General features: G+C 68.6%; 18 protein-coding genes. All 18 read right to left on the bottom strand.

What is annotated here, in order from left to right; all coding sequences use genetic code 11:
- A partial coding sequence (locus tag ACWD26_RS12760; RefSeq protein WP_451269116.1) for an IPT/TIG domain-containing protein occupies positions 1–651 on the bottom strand: 651 nt, incomplete at its 3' end.
- Positions 652–800: 149 nt separating this feature from the next.
- A complete protein-coding gene (locus tag ACWD26_RS12755) occupies positions 801–1547 on the bottom strand; it encodes an IPT/TIG domain-containing protein (RefSeq protein ID WP_451269114.1) in 747 nt (248 codons plus the stop codon).
- Between the two features lie 468 nt (positions 1548–2015).
- Entirely contained in the window at positions 2016–3089 is a 1074-nt protein-coding gene (locus ACWD26_RS12750) for a right-handed parallel beta-helix repeat-containing protein (RefSeq protein ID WP_451269112.1), read from the bottom strand.
- A gap of 585 nt (positions 3090–3674) precedes the next feature.
- The gene (locus ACWD26_RS12745; RefSeq protein ID WP_451269110.1) at positions 3675–4127 is read right to left on the bottom strand and encodes a DUF2550 domain-containing protein; all 453 of its coding nucleotides are present in this window, start codon (positions 4125–4127) and stop codon (positions 3675–3677) included.
- A 148-nt stretch (positions 4128–4275) separates the two neighbouring features.
- Positions 4276–4650, bottom strand: coding sequence for a F0F1 ATP synthase subunit epsilon (locus tag ACWD26_RS12740; protein ID WP_451269108.1), 375 nt, complete (start codon positions 4648–4650; stop codon positions 4276–4278).
- A gap of 130 nt (positions 4651–4780) precedes the next feature.
- The gene (atpD, locus tag ACWD26_RS12735) at positions 4781–6217 is read right to left on the bottom strand and encodes a F0F1 ATP synthase subunit beta (RefSeq protein WP_451269106.1); all 1437 of its coding nucleotides are present in this window, start codon (positions 6215–6217) and stop codon (positions 4781–4783) included.
- A complete protein-coding gene (locus ACWD26_RS12730; RefSeq protein WP_451269104.1) occupies positions 6217–7131 on the bottom strand; it encodes a F0F1 ATP synthase subunit gamma in 915 nt (304 codons plus the stop codon). Before ACWD26_RS12730 ends, atpD begins: the two co-directional genes overlap by 1 nt.
- A gap of 21 nt (positions 7132–7152) precedes the next feature.
- Positions 7153–8751 (bottom strand): F0F1 ATP synthase subunit alpha, encoded by a 1599-nt coding sequence (gene atpA, locus ACWD26_RS12725; protein WP_451269102.1) that lies wholly within the window; start codon positions 8749–8751, stop codon positions 7153–7155.
- 133 nt (positions 8752–8884) lie between these two features.
- Positions 8885–9706: a F0F1 ATP synthase subunit delta gene (locus ACWD26_RS12720; RefSeq protein WP_451269100.1), complete on the bottom strand. Its 822-nt coding sequence runs from the start codon at positions 9704–9706 to the stop codon at positions 8885–8887.
- Entirely contained in the window at positions 9703–10251 is a 549-nt protein-coding gene (locus tag ACWD26_RS12715) for a F0F1 ATP synthase subunit B (RefSeq protein WP_451269098.1), read from the bottom strand. The genes ACWD26_RS12720 and ACWD26_RS12715 overlap by 4 nt, the downstream gene beginning before the upstream one ends.
- Positions 10252–10291: 40 nt before the next feature.
- Positions 10292–10525, bottom strand: coding sequence for an ATP synthase F0 subunit C (atpE, locus tag ACWD26_RS12710; RefSeq protein ID WP_143636214.1), 234 nt, complete (start codon positions 10523–10525; stop codon positions 10292–10294).
- A gap of 76 nt (positions 10526–10601) precedes the next feature.
- Complete coding sequence (gene atpB / locus ACWD26_RS12705; protein WP_217177345.1) at positions 10602–11372, bottom strand: F0F1 ATP synthase subunit A; 771 nt, start codon at positions 11370–11372, stop codon at positions 10602–10604.
- A gap of 273 nt (positions 11373–11645) precedes the next feature.
- Positions 11646–12083, bottom strand: a complete 438-nt coding sequence (locus ACWD26_RS12700; protein WP_451269096.1) for a hypothetical protein — start codon at positions 12081–12083, stop codon at positions 11646–11648.
- Positions 12084–12516: 433 nt separating this feature from the next.
- Positions 12517–13800, bottom strand: coding sequence for an MraY family glycosyltransferase (locus ACWD26_RS12695; RefSeq protein ID WP_451269094.1), 1284 nt, complete (start codon positions 13798–13800; stop codon positions 12517–12519).
- Between the two features lie 129 nt (positions 13801–13929).
- The gene (locus ACWD26_RS12690; RefSeq protein ID WP_451269092.1) at positions 13930–15168 is read right to left on the bottom strand and encodes a serine hydroxymethyltransferase; all 1239 of its coding nucleotides are present in this window, start codon (positions 15166–15168) and stop codon (positions 13930–13932) included.
- Positions 15169–15379: 211 nt separating this feature from the next.
- Positions 15380–16051: an arsenate reductase/protein-tyrosine-phosphatase family protein gene (locus tag ACWD26_RS12685; protein ID WP_451269090.1), complete on the bottom strand. Its 672-nt coding sequence runs from the start codon at positions 16049–16051 to the stop codon at positions 15380–15382.
- Positions 16048–16695, bottom strand: coding sequence for an L-threonylcarbamoyladenylate synthase (locus ACWD26_RS12680; RefSeq protein WP_033526519.1), 648 nt, complete (start codon positions 16693–16695; stop codon positions 16048–16050). Before ACWD26_RS12680 ends, ACWD26_RS12685 begins: the two co-directional genes overlap by 4 nt.
- Before the next feature lie 68 nt (positions 16696–16763).
- On the bottom strand, positions 16764–17609 hold the full coding sequence (gene prmC / locus ACWD26_RS12675; RefSeq protein WP_451269087.1) for a peptide chain release factor N(5)-glutamine methyltransferase: 846 nt from the start codon (positions 17607–17609) through the stop codon (positions 16764–16766).
- Between the last annotated feature and the right edge of the window lie 31 nt (positions 17610–17640).

The raw sequence follows: 17640 nt of genomic DNA, 5'->3' as shown, positions 1-17640 counted from the left end.
CGTGCCGCTGTTGACGGTGAACGACGACGCCGCCACCCCGTCGAACCGCACCGCCGTCGCACCGGACAGATTCGCACCCGTCACCGTCACCACCGTTCCCCCGGTCACCGGGCCCTGATGCGGCGACAGACCGGTGACGGAGGGAGCGGCGACGTAGGTGAAGGTGAGGGCGTTGCTGGTGCCGCCGGGGGTGGTCACCGTGACCGCCGCTGCACCGGCCGCATGCGCGGGGGCCACCGCGGTGATCTGCGTGCCGCTGTTGACGGTGAACGACGACGCCGCCACCCCGTCGAACCGCACCGCCGTCGCACCGGACAGATTCGCACCCGTCACCGTCACCACCGTCCCCCCGGCGGGCGGGCCCTGCTGGGGCGACAGTCCCGAGAGGGAGGGAGCGGTGACATAGGTGAAAGGCACCGCCTGGCCGCTCGTGCCCTGGCTCGTGGTGACGCTGACGTTCACGGTGCCGGTGCCTGAGGGAGTCACCGCCGTGATCTTGGTGGAGCTGTCGACGGTGAACGACGTGGCCGACTTGGCCCCGAACCGGACGACTTGAACTCCGGTGAAATCGGTCCCGGTCACGGTGACGGTGGTGCCACCGGAGGTCGACCCCTGGTGGGGAGTGACCGAAGAGACCACAGGGGGAGGCATGGCTGTACTCCTTCACGAAAGGCGGGGAATCCATCGCACGTGCGCCGGCACCAAGGCGTGGGCGCAAGATCGGGCCCGTCCGGGCGGAGGGGGGATTGCCGCCCGGACGGGTGCTCATCGCCTCCCTGTCGCGGAGGCGCGGGGACCGGTCAGATACCGGGGCCGGCGACGTAGGTGAAGCCGTCGACAGCGGTGGCCGATCCAGCGGGGTTGGTCACGACCACGTCGACCGCTCCCGCGGTCCCGGGCGGAGTGACCGCTGACAGCGTGGTCGAGTTGATCACCGAGAACGGCGCCGCGGTGCCGTCGAAGGTGACCGACTCCGTGCTGTCCAGGTTGGTGCCGGTGATAGTGACCGCCGTCCCGCCCGAGGTCGGGCCCGACGTCGGACTGATGGTCACGATCGTGGGAGTTTCGACGTAGGTGTAGCTGAGGCCGTTGTTGGTGCCGCCCGCGGTGGTGACGCTCACCGACACCGGCCCGGCCGCCGCGCCCGCGGGCACGGTGACGCTGAGCGAGCTGTCACTGTTCACGGTCGGCGTGGCCGTGACCCCGCCGAAGGACACGCTGCTGGCCGTCGACAGGCCGGTGCCGCTGATGGTGATGGCGTTGCCGCCGGCCAGCGGCCCGGAGGTGGCACCCAGGGACGACTTGAACGGGGCGCCGACGTAGAAGTACGACACCGGGTTGCTGGTCCCGCCCGGGGTGGTCACCGTGACCCCGACCGTGCCGGTCCCCGAGGGGGAGACGGCGGTGACCTGCGTCGGGGAGACGTTGGTGACGTTCGTGGCGGGCTTGCCGCCGAACTTCACCGCGCTGGTGCCGGACAGGTTGGTGCCGGTGATGGTCACCAGGGTCCCGCCTCCGGTGGAACCCTGGTTCGGAGAGATAGGCATGAGGGGACTCCTCGCTCGTTGATGGGGGCATGCGAGGAACCGGCAGGAATGGCCAGCCATCGACTGACACGTCTTCGGGAGTGGGACTCTCGCCAACAGGACGCACGTCGGCCTCTGCCCGACTCCTTCCGCTGCGGCGACACTGATCAGCAGTGCGGCCGCGCCCGGGTGAACGAACCGGCACAGGTACCCCGCATGCCCAGCCGGGCGTGCGGCACCCTTCCGCCATCTCCCCTGGGCAAGGAAAAACCGGCAAGCGCTGCCTGTTCGAACGTTCCCCCGGCTCGGGGATGGGCAGCCCGCCGGTTCACACTCTTAGTGACCCACGCATCCAATCGAGTGACAAGCCACTGTGGCCCTATTCACCCGAAAGGAGTAATCCCGTCCTTGTCCGTCCTTCCGACCCCCCTTCCGCCGAAGCCGGCCGGCCAAGCTCCGGACACCCTGGGGGCCTGGCCGGTCGGCCGTTCACGAAGCGCAGCCCGGAACAGCTCCGGCCGGCGCGCAGTTGTCCGGCACGTTGCTGACGACGGGCGTTCCCGTCAGGGCGACCGAGCCGCCGACGCGGAAGATCCCACCACCCTGGCCTCCTGCGACATTGTCGGAGACCCGGCCACCGACCAGAGCGGACGTGCCCGCCTGGTGGTACAGACCGCCGCCGTCGAGGCCGCTGGCGTTGCCCTTCACGGTGGTGCCCCACAGTCGCAGGGTGCTGCCGAAATTGGCGATGCCTCCGCCGGACGAGGCCGCCTCGTTCCCCGTCACGAAGCCACCGTTCACGGTGAGGGAGCCGAGCGCCGTGAAGACGCCGCCGCCTTCGAAGTTCTCGGTTCTGTTCTCCCTGACCGCCGCGCCGTGGAGGACCGTGGTGCCGAAGGTGGCCAGCCCTCCACCGAGGAACGTCGCGTCGTTGCTCTGGACGGAGCCTCCGATCACGTCCAGCCGGGCGGAAGCACCCACATGAAGGCCACCACCGTCACCGGCACTGTTGTCCGACACCGTGCTGCCTACGAGGCGTGCCGTCGCACCGGACCCGACCGCGATCCCGCCACCGAGGACGGAAGCGGTGTTGCCGGTGACTCGACTCGAGGCCAGGAGGAGCGTCCCTTCGGCGAGGATGCCGCCACCGGCCGTGGCGGGACTCTCGGTCGCGCTGCCGCCCGACACCGTGATTCCCAAGAGGGTGAGGTTTCCCTGCGGAGCGACTTCGGCGATACGGAACGGCGTGGCCGACTGACGGATGATGGTCGCTCCATTAGCCAGAATGGTGACGTTGCCGGTGATCGTCGGCAGTCCATTGGCGCCACCCGGCACGGCCGGAGCGGTGAGTTCGTATCTGCATCCCGACGACAGCACGACGCTTCCCCGCCCCCTGCTGTTCGCGTCGTTGATCTGCTTGATCAACTCGGTGACGTTCCCGCACGGCACCGCTCTCACCTGTCGTGGGGACAGGGACGCGGCGGTGGCCGGTGCGGCTGTACCCGAGACGGCTACGCCCAGCAGCGCGGCCACGGCGAGTACCCAAGCGTTCTTCGAGGTCACCACTGGTTCTCCCTTCGATCGTGGTGGTTCCACTTGATCGGGAGCGTCGCCCCTCGGCATCCAGTGAGATCTGGACGGGTGAAGGAGTGCGGCGAAGCGGCGCAGCGCCGCGATGACCCGTCGGCGGTCATGTCACCGAAGCCCTCAGAACGCCAACCAGCCTGTTCTGGCGATTACTTGACACTTCGCACTGGCACACAGCCGGACGATTCACTCCGAGGAAACCGGTAGGCCCCAGTAGGGGAAAGCGGTGCGCACAGTGGACCATTCGAGTGACATATGCAAAAACGCTTACGGTCGCCAGGCCGGCGTGGGTTACTGGAATGGATCCGACCGGTGGGCCGCCCGTTCCCACCGGGGGTTGCGGGAGGCGGGCTACCTGCTGCTTTTCTGCAGAGGCACGGGAAATCCGCCGACGTACCGCGATGGGCACCTCCGGTGCGGAAATTGGATCCCGAGTCAGTCGGTGTCGTTCGCGGCTCCGGCTGACTCGGCAACCGGGCCGTGACGGCCCGCCCCTCGCCTCACACCCTGACGCGGCAAGCAACTCTTACTGACGCAAATCTGCAAGCGCCCTCAAGAGCGTCAGGCGACGTTCACCCGCTGCCCCGGAGGGGCCGCCTCCAGCCACGCGAGGAAACCGGTCAGCGCGTCCTCGCTCATCGCCAGCTCGAGACGGGTCCCCCGGTGCAGACACGCGAGGACCACGGCCTCCGGAGGCAGCGCCAGCTCCTCCTCGCCCTCGGGGACGCGGCGCCCGGCCACCTCGATCGCCGAGCGTTCCAGGACGCGGCGGGGTCGGGGCGAGTAGGAGAAGATGCGGTACCACTCGACACGGTCGCCGTTGTAGCGGGCGACGCCGTAGCCCCAGCCCTTGCCGATCTCCTCACCCTCGGGTTTCTCCGGGGCGTCCCAGCGGAGGCTGCAGTCGAAGGTGCCGCCGGAGCGCTGGATGAGACGGCGGCGCAGTCCGAAGACGAAGAGCCCCACCACCACGAGCGCGATCACCGACCCGCACACAGTCAGAGCGAGGACCATCGACACCGACCTCCTCGTCTCCTGGGTAACGGAACTGCTAGGTAATGGAAGGTAAAAAACACCCGTATTTGCCTCAGCCGCGGCTGGGTCGGGATGAAACATCCAGACCCAGCCGCGGCTGAGGTACAGCATCACACGGCGAGCGGGCTCAGCGCGCAGCCGCCGTGCGCAGTCGTACATCCGCGCGGCGCTCGGCGGCGGCGTCACCCTCCGCCTTCGCACGCTCCAGCTCTCGCTCGGCGCTCTGGACGTCGATCTCGTCGGCCAGCTCGGCGACCTCGGCCAGCAGGGACAGCTTGTTGTCCGCGAACGAGATGAAACCGCCGTGCACAGCGACGACGACGGTGCCGCCCTCACTCGTACGGATGGTCACCGGGCCCGACTCCAGCACACCGAGCAGCGGCTGGTGACCGGGCATGACGCCGATGTCGCCGGACGTGGTGCGCGCGACGACCAGGGTGGCCTCGCCGGACCAGACCTCTCGGTCGGCCGCGACCAGCGCGACGTGCAGCTCAGCAGCCAAGGTGGCTCCTCGGGTCACCACCCGGCGCCTCCGCCGGGTGTTGGGTTCAATTCTAGATGGCGTACAGAGGGGGGCGGGACGCACCCCATGAGGTGTGGTCTCGCCCCCCACTGTTCACGAGTGCCTGACGTCAGCTGACGCCGAGCTCCTTCGCGTTCTTCTTCAGGTCCTCAAGGCCACCGCACATGAAGAACGCCTGCTCCGGGAAGTGGTCGTACTCACCGTCGATGATCGCGTTGAACGCGGTGATCGACTCGTCCAGCGGCACGTCCGACCCGTCGACGCCGGTGAACTGCTTGGCGACGTGGGTGTTCTGGGACAGGAAGCGCTCCACGCGACGGGCACGGTGGACGACGAGCTTGTCCTCCTCGCCGAGCTCGTCGATACCGAGGATCGCGATGATGTCCTGCAGGTCCTTGTACTTCTGCAGGATGTTCTTCACGCGCATCGCGGCGTTGTAGTGGTCCGCCGCGATGTACCGCGGGTCGAGGATGCGGGACGTCGAGTCCAGCGGGTCCACGGCCGGGTAGATGCCCTTCTCGGAGATCGGACGGGAGAGAACCGTCGTCGCGTCGAGGTGGGCGAAGGTGGTGGCCGGAGCCGGGTCGGTCAGGTCGTCCGCGGGGACGTAGATCGCCTGCATCGAGGTGATCGAGTGACCACGGGTCGAGGTGATGCGCTCCTGGAGGAGACCCATCTCGTCGGCCAGGTTCGGCTGGTAGCCCACCGCGGAGGGCATACGGCCGAGCAGGGTCGACACCTCGGAACCGGCCTGGGTGAAGCGGAAGATGTTGTCGATGAAGAACAGCACGTCCTGCTTCTGCACATCGCGGAAGTACTCCGCCATGGTCAGACCGGCGAGGGCCACGCGCAGACGGGTGCCCGGGGGCTCGTCCATCTGGCCGAAGACCAGCGCGGTCTTGTCGATGACGCCGGACTCCGACATCTCCTCGATGAGGTCGTTGCCCTCACGGGTGCGCTCACCGACGCCGGCGAACACGGAGACACCGTCGTGGTTGTTGGCGACGCGGTAGATCATCTCCTGGATGAGCACCGTCTTGCCGACGCCGGCACCGCCGAACAGACCGATCTTTCCACCCTTGACGTACGGGGTGAGAAGGTCGATGACCTTGACGCCGGTCTCGAACATCTCGGTCTTCGACTCGAGCTCGTCGAAGTTCGGGGCCTTGCGGTGGATGCCCCAGCGCTCGCCCTCGTACGTCTCGTCGACGTTCAGGACCTCACCGAGGGTGTTGAACACCTTGCCCTTGGTGAAGTCGCCGACGGGGACGGTGATGGAGGCACCGGTGTCGGTGACCGGGGCCTGGCGCACCAGACCGTCGGTGGGCTGCATGGAGATGGTGCGGACCAGGCCGTCACCCAGGTGCTGGGCGACCTCCAGGGTCAGCGTCTTCAGCTCGCCGGCGTTGGCCGGGTCGGCCACCTCGACGTGCAGCGCGTTGTAGATCTCCGGCATCGCGTCGACGGGGAACTCCACGTCGACGACCGGGCCGATGACCCGGGCGACGCGGCCCGTGGCAACGGCCGTCTCAGAAGTCGTCGTCATTACTTGTCACTCCCCGCGGTCGCGTCGGAAAGGGCTGCGGAGCCGCCGACGATCTCGCTGATTTCCTGGGTGATTTCGGCCTGGCGGGCCGCGTTGGCAAGGCGGGAGAGCGTGTTGATCAGCTCGCCCGCGTTGTCGGTCGCCGACTTCATCGCGCGGCGGGTGGCGGCGTGCTTGGAAGCAGCCGACTGCAGCAGCGCGTTGTAGATACGGCTCTCGACGTAGCGCGGCAGCAGGGCGTCGAGGACGTCCTCCGCCGACGGCTCGAAGTCGTACAGCGGAAGGATCTCGCCCTTCGGCGCCTCCTCCGCGACCTCTTCGAGGCTGAGCGGCAGCAGACGCGCGTCGAGCGCCTGCTGCGTCATCATCGAGACGAACTCGGTGTAGACGATGTGGAGCTCGTCCACCCCGCCGTCCGCCGTGTCCTTCTCGATGGCCTCGATCAGCGGGGCCGCGACCTTCTTGGCGTCCGCGTACGAGGGCTCGTCGGTGAAGCCCGTCCACTGGTCCGCGATCTTGCGCTCACGGAAGTTGTAGTGGGCGACACCACGGCGGCCGACGATGTACGTGTCGACCTGCTGGCCCTCGGCCTCGAGGCGTGCCGTCAGCTGCTCCGCCGCCTTGATGGCGTTGGAGTTGAAGGCACCGGCGAGACCGCGGTCGCTCGTCAGCAGCAGCACTGCGGAACGCGTGACCTGATCGGCCTGCGTGGTCAGCGGGTGCTTGGTGTTCGAACCAGTGCCCACCGCCGTGACCGCGCGGGTGAGCTCGGTCGCGTAGGGCGTGGAGGCCGCCACCTTGCGCTGCGCCTTGACGACGCGCGAGGCGGCGATCATCTCCATCGCCTTGGTGATCTTCTTGGTCGCGGTGACGGATCGGATGCGACGCTTGTAGACCCGGAGCTGAGCTCCCATGAGTCAGGTCCCTTCCTTACGTCACTTGGAGACGTTGACGGTCGCCGGAGCGTCCTCGCCGAGCAGCTTGCCGTCCGCGGTCTCGAACTGCTTCTTGAAGTCGGCGATCGCGTCGGCGACAGCGGTCAGCGTGTCGTCCGAGAGCTTGCCGCCCTCCTTGATGGAGGTCATGAGGCCCTGCTCCTTGCGGTGCAGGTACTCCAGCAGCTCCTTCTCGAAGCGGCGGATGTCGGCGACCGGCACGTCGTCCATCTTGCCGGTGGTGCCGGCCCAGACGGAGACGACCTGGTCCTCGGTGGACATCGGCTCGTACTGGTTCTGCTTCAGCAGCTCGACCATGCGCTGGCCGCGCTCCAGCTGCGACTTCGACGCGGCGTCCAGGTCGGAACCGAAGGCGGCGAACGCCTCCAGCTCACGGAACTGGGCGAGGTCCACGCGCAGACGGCCGGAGACCTGCTTCATCGCCTTGTGCTGGGCGGAACCACCGACTCGGGAGACGGAGATACCGACGTTCAGCGCGGGGCGCTGACCGGCGTTGAAGAGGTCCGACTCCAGGAAGCACTGGCCGTCGGTGATGGAGATGACGTTGGTCGGGATGAACGCCGAGACGTCGTTGGCCTTCGTCTCGACGATCGGCAGACCGGTCATCGAGCCCGCGCCCATCTCGTCGGAGAGCTTGGCGCAGCGCTCCAGCAGACGGGAGTGCAGGTAGAAGACGTCACCCGGGTAGGCCTCACGGCCCGGCGGACGGCGCAGCAGCAGGGACACGGCGCGGTAGGCGTCGGCCTGCTTCGAGAGGTCGTCGAAGATGATGAGGACGTGCTTGCCCTCGTACATCCACTGCTGACCGATGGCCGAACCGGTGTACGGCGCCAGGTACTTGAAGCCGGCCGGGTCGGACGCCGGGGCGGCGACGATGGTCGTGTACTCGAGCGCGCCGTTCTCCTCCAGCGCGCGGCGGACCGACGCGATGGTCGAGCCCTTCTGGCCGATGGCGACGTAGACGCAGCGGACCTGCTTCTTCGGGTCGCCCGAGCGCCAGTTGTCGCGCTGGTTGATGATCGTGTCGACGGCCAGGGCGGTCTTGCCGGTCTGGCGGTCACCGATGATCAGCTGACGCTGACCACGGCCGATCGGGGTCATCGCGTCGACGGCCTTGTAGCCGGTCTCCATCGGCTCGTGCACCGACTTACGGGCCATGACGCCCGGGGCCTGCAGCTCCAGGGCACGACGACCGCTGGTCTCGATCTCGCCGAGGCCGTCGATCGGGTTGCCGAGCGGGTCGACGACGCGGCCGAGGTAGCCCTCGCCCACCGCGACCGACAGGACCTCGCCGGTACGGGTGACCGGCTGACCCTCCTCGATGCCGCTGAACTCACCGAGGACGATGGCGCCGATCTCGCGCTCTTCCAGGTTGAGCGCGAGGCCGAGGGTGCCGTCCTCGAACTTCAGCAGTTCGTTGGCCATGGCCGAGGGAAGGCCCTCGACCTTCGCGATGCCGTCGCCGGCAAGGGTGACCGTACCGACCTCCTCGCGCGAGGCCGCGTCCGGCTTGTACGACTGGACGAAGTTCTCCAGCGCGTCCCGGATCTCCTCCGGCCGGATCGTGAGCTCCGCCATCTGGGTTCCCTGCTCTCCTTGTTGGGCCCGAAGTTTCACTTGGGGGGATGGGGACTCCCCCCTGAACGAGGTGAATCCTCTGCACGGCCCAACCGGGCCGTAGGTACACGTACGTACTGCTTATGAAGTTTGCTTAGCTCGCCAGGCGGCGGGCGGCGTCCTCGAGTCGGTCCGCGATCGATCCGTTGATGATCTCGTCGCCGACCTGCACCCGGATCCCGCCGAGAACCTCGGGGTCCACGTCGAGGTTGAGGTGCATCTGACGGCCGTAGAGCTTCGCCAGGGCGGCGCCGAGGCGCTGCTTCTGGGTGTCGCTCAGCGGGACCGCCGAGGTGACGACGGCGACCATGCGGTTCCGGCGCTCGGCGGCGAGCTTGGACAGGGACTCGAGTCCCGACTCCAGGCTACGTCCCCGGGGCGCGGTCACAAGGCGCGTCACCAGACGCTCGGTGGTGCCACGGGCACGGCCGCCGAGCAGGCTGCGCAGCAGCTCACCCTTGGCCTGGCTGCCTGCGGCGCGGTCGGTCAGCGCGGACCGGAGCCCGGTGTTGGAGGAGACGATCCGGCCGAACCGGAACAGCTCGTCCTCGACGTCGTCGAGATCTCCGGACCGCTGCGCGGCGGTGAGGTCGGCGAGGTTCGCCAGCTCCTCCAGCGCGTCCACCAGGTGGCGGGACTGCGTCCAGCGGGAGCGCACCATGCCGGACACCAGGTCGACGGTCGTCCCGCCGACCTGGCCGCCGAGGATGCGTCCGGCCAGCTCGGCCTTGGCCTCGCCGGCCTGCGCCGGGTCGGTGAGGACCCGACGCAGCGACACCTCGCGGTCGAGCAGCGCGGTGACGGCGGCCAGCTCGTCGCCGAGCCGGGCCGCGTCCACGGACGTGGAGTCCGTCAGCGCGTCGAGACGCTCACGGGCCGCCGCTGTGGCCTCGCGGCTCGCTCCGTGTGCGGTCATCGAGTCGCCTCGGCCTTCTCCTCGAGGTCGTCGAGGAAGCGGTCGATCACACGGCTCTGCCGGGCGTGGTCCTCAAGGGACTCCCCGACGAGCTTGCCGGCCAGGTCGGTGGCGAGCTTGCCGACGTCCTGGCGCAGCGCCGAAGCGGCGGCCTTGCGGTCGGCGTCGAGCTGCGAGTGACCGGCGGCGATGATCTCCTCGCGCTGCCGCTGGCCCTCGGCACGCATCTCGGCGATGAGCGCGGCGCCCTGCTCCTGCGCCTCCTGGCGCAGACGCGCGGCCTCGTGCCGGGCCTCGGCGAGCTGAGCCTTGTACTGCTCAAGAACGCTCTGGGCCTCGACCTTCATACGGTCGGCCTCTTCGATACCGCCCTCGATCGCGTCGCGGCGCTCTTCCAGAACCTTGTTGATGTTCGGGAGCGCCTTCTTCCAGAAGAAGAAGAACACGATGGCGAAGGCGATGGCGCCCACGAGCAGCTCGGGGCCCGGCGGGACGAGCGGGTTCTGCTCTTCCCCGGCCGCCAGCTGTACCAGGTTGGCGATCACATCAGTGCCTTTCGTCGAAAGGATTGCTCGTCAGGGTTCGTCAGTTGTAGACGAACGGCATGACGATGCCGATGAGGGCGAGCGCCTCACAGAAGGCGAAGCCGAGGATCTGGTTGGCACGGATCAGACCGGCGGCCTCGGGCTGGCGGGCCAGAGCCTGGGTGCCGTTGCCGAAGATGATGCCGACGCCGACGCCGGGGCCGATGGCGGCGAGGCCGTAGCCGATGGAACCGATGTTGCCTTCGACAGCGGCGAGGGTCTCAAGGGCAGCCATGCTGATTCTTCCTTCTCTTTCATGGACCGGCGGGGGTTGGCCACCGGACGTTCTGGGGGCTGGTGGAGCGCGTGGCTCAGTGGTGCTCGGCGAGCGCGCCCTGGATGTACGAGCAGGCGAGGAGCACGAAGACGTACGCCTGGACGGCCTGCACGAAGAGCTCGAAGAGGATCATGACGATGGTCATGATGAAGGAGACACCGGCCGCCGGGATCATCCAGCTGTTCAGCAGGTACCAGGAGGCGACGGTGAACATGACCAGCATCAGGTGGCCGGCGAACATGTTGGCGAACAGTCGCACCGCGTGCGTGAACGGGCGGACCAGCAGGTTCGAGAAGAACTCGATGACCACCACGAGCGGCAGCACCGGGCCGAGCGACTTGTCGTAGCCGGTGACGTTCTTGAAGAAGCCGACGAAGCCGTGCTTCTTGAAGGTGAGCGAGACCCAGACCACGTAGACGACCAGGGCGAGGACCATCGGGTAGGCGATGATCGACGACACCGGGAACTGGGCCAGCGGGATCACGGACCAGATGTTCATGATCCAGATGAAGAAGAAGAGCGAGACCATCAGCGGGACGTACTTCTCGCCCTCCTTCCGGCCCAGCGTCTCGTAGACGATGCCGCGGCGTACGAAGTCGTAGCCCGCCTCACCGATCATCTGCAGCTTGCCCGGGACCACCTTGGCCTTGCCAAAGGCCAGGGTGAAGAAGGTGATCACCAGGAGGGTGGTGACGAGGGCGAGCAGCATCACCTTGTTGAACTCGAACCCCCCGACCGTGGCGATCGGCTTGAAGAGGAACGAGTGCAGGCCCGGAGCCGGGAAGCCACAGCCGTTGTCGGACATGATCCGACAGCTCCAGTCAAAGGCGAGCTGGGTCTGGTCAGCACTCACCACGGGCTCCTTCGGCGTGACGCATGGGTACGGCAACCTCGTTGTGTCGGCGCGGCGCGCAGCCGCGGGTCGGCACCGGACAGGTGTTACGGATGTGGGGGCGGCTGGAGGGCATCGAGCCTCGCGATTGAGCAGGCGTCAGCTCAGATGCCCGCGCCCGCGATGCCGCAGTTGGCACCGGACGATAGCAGGACTTCGCACACGCCCTTATCCCGGCCCTACTCCTCACGACGAGTGCCCCGATTTTTCGGGCTTGTTGCCCGTCGATGAATCGGGTTCGACGTAGAGGATCTTGGCCTTCATATGGGCACGCGTCTGCGCGGCGATCCACACGAGAGTGGTGCCGACGAGCGTGAACGCGAAGGCCCTGGGGTGGAACAGGGTGGTGTTCTTGAACGCGGACAGAAAGATGAACAGAAGCAGGATCTGCGCCGCGTAAAGCATCAAGCCCATCATCTGGAACAGATGAGGAAGCGATTTGGCAGTGCGCTGCAGAACGTAGAGCCCGATTCCCATGAAGAGGATCGTGATCACCGCCGCGACGATGGCGCCGACGGCCCCCTTGCCCCCGACGACCACACCGCTGACGACGGCGCCGATCGCGCCGGCGGCAGCCGTGGGCACGGCAGCCTGAAGGAGGGTCCGGACGTCATTGGACGGCATGGCGGCAACTCCGCTTGCTAAGGGGGCAGGGTGTCGTCATGGACGAGCGTAGTCCCCGGGGGCGAGCGGAAACCTCGCGCCAATGGACCGTCGCACTGCGGTCCTTCGACTCTGTCCCGGGTTCTCGTGAACCGTATCACAAACTATTTGATGAGGTCTTTACCTGAATGCTGTGCCAGCCGTCACACATGAGAGTGAACCTGCCCGTCTGTGCAAAAACAGTGCCGACTTGTCTGGTATAACGCCGGTTTGCACTCCCAGGGTCTTGCATGCCATCGGCAAAGTGTTAGTCAGATTCTTACCTTCCCGTCAGCGCCGCAGCCGGCCCTTGCGCCCGCAGACGGACGGCCGGAGGCCGTGTGCGAGGTACCGCACACGGCCTCCGGCCGGTTCTCCGAGCAGGGCGACGACGACCGCCGCCAGGGGCCGCTTCTCAGTGGCGGGCGCCTGCGGGACTGCGTTCCGCTTCGTGCGTGCGGGCGCCGATCGCCGTCGCGCCGTTGAGGGAGGGCGTCCAGTCCGGGACGGGCTCCGCCACGACGGCCGGGACGGGGCGGCGGCGGTAGCGGGGCGGGACGAAGCGCTGCGCCCAGCGCGGGGCGCGCGGGGTGAAGCGGGGCAGCAGGAGCAGGAAGAGACCGACCCCGCTGAGCATGGCGATGGCAAGGACGATCCACATCGACGCCGAGTTCACGGTGTACGCCAGGGCGCCGAAGGCGATCACCGCCGACCAGAAGTACATGATCAGGACGGCCCGGCTGTGCGAGTGCCCGACCTCCAGCAGCCGGTGGTGCAGATGCCCGCGGTCGGCGGCGAACGGGGACTGGCCGCGCCAGGTGCGGCGCACGATCGCGAGGATCAGGTCCGCCGCCGGGATCGCGATGATGGTGAGCGGCATCAGCAGCGGGATGTAGACCGGGACCATCGCGTAGACCGTGCTGCGCTCGGAGCCGTACAGGCCCATCACGTCCGGGTCGACCTGCCCCGTGATCGAGATGGCGCCGGCGGCCAGCACCAGGCCGATCAGCATCGAGCCGGAGTCGCCCATGAAGATCCGCGCGGGGTGCATGTTGTGCGGCAGGAAGCCCAGGCACATGCCCATCAGCACGGCCGCGAACAGCGTGGCGGGGGCCGCGGCCTCGATGCCGTAGCTGTACCAGAGGCGGTAGGCGTACATGAAGAACGCGCCGGAGGCGATGCAGACCATGCCGGCCGCGAGACCGTCGAGACCGTCGACGAAGTTGACCGCGTTGATGGTGATGACGACCAGGGCGACCGTGAGCAGCGTGCCCTGCCACTGGGTCAGCGCGACGATGCCGACACTCGGGATGGGCAGCCACAGGATCGTCAGACCCTGCATGACCATCACACCGGCGGCGATCATCTGGCCGCCGAGCTTGATCAGGGCGTCGATCTCGAACTTGTCGTCCAGGACACCGATGAGCCAGATCAGCGCGGCCCCGGAGAGCAGCGCGCGCGGCTCGTTGGACTCCGCGAAGACCTCGCTGAGGTTGGTCAGGTGGTCGGCGACCAGCAGACCGGCGCAGAGGCCGAAGAACATCGCGATGCCGCCGAGGCGGGGCGTGGGTTCTCGGTGGACGTCGCGCGCACGGATCTCCGGCATGGCTCCGGCCACGATCGCGAACTTCCGTACCGGCCCTGTCAGCAGATACGTCACCGCGGCCGTGATGCAGAGCGTCAGGAGGTATTCACGCACGGGCTTCCCCACAGGTCTCGCTGGCCATCTCAGCCCCACACCCTAGCGATGCGCGCATATGGTTGGGGACTTCCGGGTAGCGACGATGGTTGCACGTGATGCTGTGTGCAGTGGTGCGTCTACCCCACCTCAGCGCGGATACGGCGGAAATCTTTCGGCCAGGTCCCGTACATCTTCACGCGTCCGCTTGCCGTCGCCGCCGTCCCGCAGCACCCCCGCGAACAGCACGGCGAGGCGTGCCATCTCCGCCTCCCCCATGCCCTGCGTGGTCAGCGCGGCCGTGCCGAGCCGCAGGCCACGGGCGTCGCCGTGCGGGAGCGCGCAGCAGTCCAGGACGATCCCCGCGGCCGCGAGCCGTCCTCGCGCGGTACGGCCGTCGACGCCGAGTGGCGCGGGGTCGACGGTCAGGAGGTGGGTGTCGGTGCCGCCGGTGACGACGACCAGGCCCTCCTCGGCCAGCCCCCGCGCGAGCACGCGCGCGTTCGCGACCACCTGATGGGCGTACGCGGTGAACGCCGGTGTCGCCGCCTCCCCGAAGGCGACGGCCTTCGCGGCGATGGTGTGCATCTGGGCGCCGCCCTGGGTGAACGGGAACACCGCACGGTCCACCCGCTCGGCCAGCTCGCTCCCGCACAGCAGCATCCCGCCGCGCGGCCCGCGCAGCACCTTGTGCGTGGTGGCGCAGACGATGTCCGCGTACGGCACCGGGTTGGGCGCCGCTCCCCCGGCCACCAGCCCGATCGGATGGGCCGCGTCGGCGATGAGGAACGCACCCACCTCGTCGGCGACCTCGCGGAAGAAGGCGTAGTCGATGTGCCGGGGGTACGAGATCGAGCCGCACACGAGAGCTTTGGGGCGGTGCGTACGGGCGAGGGTCCGCACCTGGTCGTGGTCGATGAGGCCGGACTCGGCCTCCACCCCGTACCCGACGAAGTCGAACCAGCGGCCGGAGAAGTTCGCGGGCGACCCGTGGGTGAGGTGACCGCCGAAGTGCAGCCCCATCGCCAACACGGTGTCACCGGGGCGCAGGAGGGCGGCGTACGCGGCCAGCACGGCCGAAGACCCCGAATGGGACTGCACGTTGGCGTGCTCGGCGCCGAACAGCGCCTTGGCCCGCTCCACGGCCAGCCGTTCGGCGACATCGACCATCTCGCAGCCGCCGTGGTAGCGGGCCCCCGGATAGCCCTCCGCGTACTTGTTCGCGAGCGGCGACCCCAGCGCGGCCAGCACCGCGGGCGAGGTGAAGTTCTCGGCGGCGACGAGCTGCAACGTCGTTGACTGCCGATCGAGTTCGCCGAGCAGGATGTCGGCCAGTTCGGGGTCCTGCCGCCGCAGGACATCGGCCTCTAGGACAGGGGTGACCGACATGATGGACTCCGGGGCGTCGACGGTGACGTAGGACCAATGTAGGCCCGCGGGTCCGGACGCGCCCGGTGTCACGACCTCGCCGGCACCCCCGTGAGCGCCGTCACGACCGGGGCCGATCCCCGACGCACCTCTCGCGACGCTCGGCCCCGGCGGGCCTCCCGGCTTCGAGATGCCGCACCGGACTCCGTCCGGCGGATCGTCCCACCCGGGGTCACGCCCGCGCGGGCACCCCCGTCAGCGCCGTCACGACCGGGTCCAGCGCCTGGTGTATCTCGTCGCCCACCGACTGGAAGAACGGCAGCGGGGCCCCGTACGGGTCATAGACCTCGTCCGCTTCGGCGGTCGGGGCCAGGAGCCACCCGCGTAGAGCGGCCGCCGCGCGGACCAGCGCACGCGCGCGTACGACCATGCCCTCCTCCAGGGGAGGGAGGGTGGTCGGGTCGATGGCCCGCACGAGGCGGGTGAACTCCTTCAGGGTGAAGGTGCGCAGCCCGGCGGAGTGCCCCATGGAGATGACCTGGGCGCGGTGGTCGCGGGTGGCGGTGAGCACGAGGTCGGCCCGGATGACGTGCTCGTCCAGCAGCTCACGCCCGGTGAAGCCGGAGGCGTCCGCGCCGAAGTCGGCGAGGACGGCCTCGGCGTTGGCCTCCATGGGCGCCCCCTCGTGCCCCCAGGTCCCCGCGCTCTCGACGATCAGACCGCCCCACAGCGGGTCCCCGAGCCGGTCCGCCAGGGCATGGCGGGTCAGCCGCTCGGTGATCGGCGAGCGGCACACGTTGCCGGTGCTGACGTGGAGGATGCGAAAGGTGTCACGCGGGAGACCTGTGAAGGTCCGCGTCTCTTCCCCGTCCCATATGCCACGCCCCGCGTCAGGAGCCGTCAATTCGCCACCTCGAGGTCGGGTACGACCTTGCGCAGCTCCTCCGCCGAAAGGGCGCCGGCCCGCAGCAGGACCGGCACCTTGCCCGTGACGTCGACGATGGAGGACGGCTCGTTGCCGGGGGTCGGCCCGCCGTCGAGGTAGACCGAGACGGAGTCCCCGAGCATCGCCTCGGCGGCGTCGCAGTTCTCCGGCGCCGGGTGCCCGGTCAGGTTGGCCGAGGAGACGGCCATGGGGCCGACCTCGGTCAGCAGCTCGATGGCGACCGGGTGCAGCGGCATCCGCACGGCGACCGTGCCACGGGTGTCGCCGAGGTCCCACTGCAGCGACGGCTGGTGCTTGGCGACGAGGGTCAGCGCCCCCGGCCAGAACGCGTCGACGAGCTCCCAGGCCATCTCGGAGAAGTCCGTGACGAGGCCGTGCAGGGTGTTCGGGGAGCCGATGAGGACGGGCGTGGGCATGTTGCGGCCCCGGCCCTTGGCCTCCAGGAGGTCTGCCACGGCCTCGGAGGTGAACGCGTCCGCGCCGATGCCGTACACGGTGTCCGTCGGCAGCACCACGAGCTCCCCCCGGCGAATGGCGGACGCGGCCTCGCGCAGACCGGTGGCGCGGTCGGTCGCGTCGTTGGTGTCGTATCGCCGTGCCATCTAGCGGGCCTCCTCGTACACGTACTGCTGGGGGGTTGTGATCGGGCGCGTGCTCGTGTTCGTGCTCATCAGGGCAGCGCCTTGCGGGCGGTCGCGAACCGCGGCCGGTTGTTGAGGTCCGGGTGGTCGGCCGCGTCGGCCCAGCCCCGCTCCTCGGTGAAGATCCAGGGCACCTGGCCGCCCTGGGTGTCGGCGTGCTCGATGACGACGACACCGCCGGGTCGCAGGAGCCTATGTGCCGTGCGTTCGAGGCCTCGGATCAGATCCAGGCCGTCCTCCCCTGAGAACAGGGCGAGTTCGGGATCGTAGTCGCGGGCCTCGGGTGCCACGTACTCCCACTCCGTGAGCGGGATGTACGGCGGGTTGGAGACGACCAGGTCGACCTGGCCGTCGAGGTCGCGGAAGGCGTCCAGGGCGTTGCCCTGGCGCAGGTCGACGCGGGAGCCCGCCATGTTCTTGCGGGTCCACGTCAGGGCGTCCTCGGACAGCTCCACGGCGTGCACACGCGAACGCGGCACCTCCTGGGCGAGCGCGAGCGCGATCGCGCCGGAACCGGTGCACAGGTCGACGATGAGCGGCTCGACGACGTCCATCGCGCGGACGGCGTCTATGGCCCACCCGACCACCGACTCGGTCTCCGGCCGGGGCACGAACACCCCTGGCCCGACCTGCAGTTCGAGGTAGCGGAAGTACGCCCGCCCGGTGATGTGCTGGAGCGGCTCGCGCTGCTCGCGGCGGGCGATGACCTCCCAGTACCGGGCATCGAAGTCGGAGTCCTGGACGGTGTGCAGCTCGCCCCGCTTGACGCCGTGCACGAACGCGGCGAGTTCCTCCGCGTCGTTGCGCGGGGAAGGCACGCCGGCGTCGGCCAGGCGCTGGGTGGCCTGGGCCACTTCCGCGAGCAGCAGGTTCACGCAAGTCCTCCGGGTCGTACTCGTCGTACCT

This window comes from Streptomyces sp. NPDC002787, assembly GCF_053592095.1.
Note: the sequence above shows the minus strand (reverse complement) of the source record. Positions and strands in the feature narration are given on the sequence as shown.

Coding starts and splice junctions, on each gene's coding strand:
- ACWD26_RS12755 (WP_451269114.1), bottom strand. CDS start 1,547: ATGCCTATCTCTCCGAACCAGGGTTCCACCGGAGGCGGGACCCTGGTG.
- ACWD26_RS12745 (WP_451269110.1), bottom strand. CDS start 4,127: ATGGTCCTCGCTCTGACTGTGTGCGGGTCGGTGATCGCGCTCGTGGTG.
- atpD (WP_451269106.1), bottom strand. CDS start 6,217: ATGACGACGACTTCTGAGACGGCCGTTGCCACGGGCCGCGTCGCCCGG.
- ACWD26_RS12730 (WP_451269104.1), bottom strand. CDS start 7,131: ATGGGAGCTCAGCTCCGGGTCTACAAGCGTCGCATCCGATCCGTCACC.
- atpA (WP_451269102.1), bottom strand. CDS start 8,751: ATGGCGGAGCTCACGATCCGGCCGGAGGAGATCCGGGACGCGCTGGAG.
- ACWD26_RS12720 (WP_451269100.1), bottom strand. CDS start 9,706: ATGACCGCACACGGAGCGAGCCGCGAGGCCACAGCGGCGGCCCGTGAG.
- atpE (WP_143636214.1), bottom strand. CDS start 10,525: ATGGCTGCCCTTGAGACCCTCGCCGCTGTCGAAGGCAACATCGGTTCC.
- atpB (WP_217177345.1), bottom strand. CDS start 11,372: ATGTCCGACAACGGCTGTGGCTTCCCGGCTCCGGGCCTGCACTCGTTC.
- ACWD26_RS12700 (WP_451269096.1), bottom strand. CDS start 12,083: ATGCCGTCCAATGACGTCCGGACCCTCCTTCAGGCTGCCGTGCCCACG.
- ACWD26_RS12690 (WP_451269092.1), bottom strand. CDS start 15,168: ATGTCGGTCACCCCTGTCCTAGAGGCCGATGTCCTGCGGCGGCAGGAC.
- ACWD26_RS12680 (WP_033526519.1), bottom strand. CDS start 16,695: ATGGCACGGCGATACGACACCAACGACGCGACCGACCGCGCCACCGGT.